Source organism: Virgibacillus alimentarius, assembly GCF_017874635.1.
GTDB classification, from domain to species: Bacteria; Bacillota; Bacilli; order Bacillales; family Amphibacillaceae; genus Virgibacillus_B; species Virgibacillus_B alimentarius.
The window spans coordinates 1-1,651 of sequence record NZ_JAGIKX010000069.1 but is presented as its reverse complement, the minus strand read 5'-3'; the positions used below and the strand labels follow the sequence as shown (position 1 = coordinate 1,651).

2 protein-coding genes are annotated in these 1,651 nt (G+C 30.8%); one reads left to right on the top strand and one right to left on the bottom strand.

What is annotated here, in order from left to right; genetic code table 11:
• Window positions 1-345 precede the first annotated feature (345 nt).
• A complete protein-coding gene (locus tag J2Z81_RS15630) occupies window positions 346-1,056 on the top strand; it encodes a hypothetical protein (RefSeq protein ID WP_226371754.1) in 711 nt (236 codons plus the stop codon).
• A 134-nt stretch (window positions 1,057-1,190) separates the two neighbouring features.
• Here J2Z81_RS15630 and J2Z81_RS15625 read toward each other — a convergent pair whose 3' ends face one another.
• Window positions 1,191-1,568 carry a hypothetical protein gene (locus tag J2Z81_RS15625; RefSeq protein ID WP_226371753.1) on the bottom strand — a complete coding sequence of 126 codons (378 nt, stop codon included), beginning with the start codon at window positions 1,566-1,568 and terminating at the stop codon, window positions 1,191-1,193.
• Window positions 1,569-1,651: the final 83 nt, after the last annotated feature.

The following is a 1,651-nucleotide window of genomic DNA, read 5'->3' as shown; positions in this document are numbered from 1 at the left end:
TATTCGAATTCACGGATCGCTAGATTATTTAACACCAGCTGAATACAAGTTGAAACACCTTTAAAAATTTGTTCAGTTGAGTGTTGACATTCCAAACATTTACATTTGATGTCTATTTTAAGAAACAGCATCCATACTTAGGCCTTTATTTAAGGGGACTTGATAGAAAAAATATATCTAATCTTTCTTTCAATTGTAGTTTTATTGAAGCACCAAGTATGAAGGGGATAAATGACGAAAGCGTTGTTACTGTATCTAGAAAGAAATTATCCTTTAGTACAAAAAATCTTTATAGTTTGGATCGTCTAATTCATAAGCATTTGTTTCTTTCAGGGGGGTAGATTATTGAGTAAGACATACTATTTTGTAGAAATGGAGCATATAGAAATCCCTTCAGAGGGCTTTTCAACACTACAACAGATGACATTTCAGGAAACAAAAAACGATGCTGATCCAGTTAGTACTTTGAAAATTATTGACGATAATTATTATAGTGGATGGATGAGACTACAGGCGTTACACGAGACACTTGATAAAACTCCAAGAAGAATGGCTGGAGATCCAGAGTATTTACATCAAAGCATTGTTGGTGGCGATAAACCTTTTGATTGTTATTTTAATGAAAATGATAACATATTAATAATGAACACTTCAAAAATGAATGTCATTGGTATACAGCGTAGATTAATTCAGTATTACCCTGATAAATTTAAACCTAAACAAAAAGAATTGAATTTTAAAGAACTATTAAAGCAATTAAGAAACACACAGATAGTAAGTTCATGGTTTAATAATATCCAAGGCAAGGTAAACGCTGTAGGATTGTACGGTGAAAGAGTTAATTTAGATGAGATTTTTAACCATTATAATGAAATAGGAAAGCTATCTGCAATAACAGTTGAATGGGATTTGGAAAACGAAGAACTTCCAATGAATGTTATGTTTACTAAAAACTTTGGTGTAGTTCTATATTCAAATTGGGATGTAGCAAAGGATTTAGAGTTTTTATTTGAATTGAAAAAACTATTATTTAATCCAGACATTATTCCAACATAGAAAATTAATAACCTTAACCACTAACTAGATTTTGTGCAAAGCAAGCCATAATATAAATATTGCATGTATATTTATATTATGGCTTTAACATTTGCAAATCAAGTACCTGAAATTTACCAATTAAGTATTTGCTTTTAGTCTTCTTCGATGTCATCATCATCATCTATATCTGGTTGTGAATTTATAAAACCTTTAAGATGATTTATTATTATATTACCTTCACTGTTTTGTAGCTCACTATCATCAAAACTTTCCTCAAGAATTACATCATAAAATCCGGAGTCATTTAATTCCATTTCTGGTTTTAAGTATGTAATAGAATACCTTTCATCAAAGCCATCTGTCACCAGTTGTAAAACTATATAAGATTCAGCCCCTTCATCATCGTATATCATTGAATCTACAATTGAAAGTTGGAAGCTATCTCCATTGGCTCCGGATGCATCTATTAGTGTATGATGACAGTCTGACAAAATATCTTCAGGCTTGTCTATTTTATAAGTAAGCGTCAAATAATGTACACCTTCTATCATCATTCAAAGCGTGAGATAATGTCATTATAATAAATCTTGTAGGAGGTTATGCCATGACATTA